The organism is Streptomyces sp. NRRL B-24572 (assembly GCF_002156145.1).
GTDB classification, from domain to species: Bacteria; Actinomycetota; Actinomycetes; order Streptomycetales; family Streptomycetaceae; genus Streptomyces; species Streptomyces vietnamensis.
On sequence record NZ_MWIG01001207.1, the window covers coordinates 1 to 690 of the forward strand.

Here is a 690-nt window from a genome sequence, read left to right on the forward strand (position 1 = left end):
GGGCGGTGGCGGCGGGCTGAACGGTGGTGGTGGGGCGTCCGCGGTCGGTGCGTCGTGCACGCCGGACCGTGGGGTGTCCCGCCGGGTCGGCTCGTACGGCGGCGTGGGCCCGGCGGCCGCGCGGACGCGGCGGTCGACGGCCTCCGCCACGGGGGCCGGCAGCCAGTCGCCGAGCGTCGTGAGCGGGCGGCCGGTGGCGCGCTCGCACCAGTCGGTCAGCTCGGCGGGGGTGATCCTGGCCGCGGGGTCGGCGGCCAGGCAGCGCTCCAGGAGCGGGCGCAGCTCCGTCGGGTAGCCGTCGAGTTCCGGGGGCCGCTGGGCGGTGTTGGCGATCCGGGTGCCGACGGTGAAGGCCGCGCCGTCGCCGTACGGATGGCGTCCGGTGGCGGCGACCGCCGCGATCAGGCCGAGGGAGAAGACGTCGGAGGCCGGGGTGACCGGCTCGTCGAGGGCCTGCTCCGGTGACATGTACTGCGGGGTGCCGATGATCCGCCCGCTGCGGGTGATCTGGGTGGCGTCGGCGGCTCGGGCCCTGGCCTCGATCCACGCGGCCGGAGTCGTCCACCGCGACCTGAAGCCGAGCAACATCATGCTCGCCCCCGACGGCCCGTACGTCATCGACTTCGGCATCGCCCGAGCCGCCGACGCCACCCAGATCACCCGCAGCGGGCGGATCATCGGCACCCCGCA

At 76.4% G+C, this 690-nt stretch carries 2 protein-coding genes; one reads left to right on the forward strand and one right to left on the reverse strand.

Going from position 1 to position 690, the window contains the following annotated elements; all coding sequences use genetic code 11:
* A partial coding sequence (locus tag CCN56_RS42420) for a protein kinase (RefSeq protein WP_179200182.1) occupies positions 1 to 468 on the reverse strand: 468 nt, incomplete at its 3' end.
* Between the two features lie 16 nt (positions 469 to 484).
* Here CCN56_RS42420 and CCN56_RS42425 point away from each other — a divergent pair.
* Positions 485 to 690, forward strand: a 206-nt coding sequence (locus CCN56_RS42425; protein WP_256962462.1) for a phosphotransferase, incomplete at its 3' end; no start/stop codon positions are given.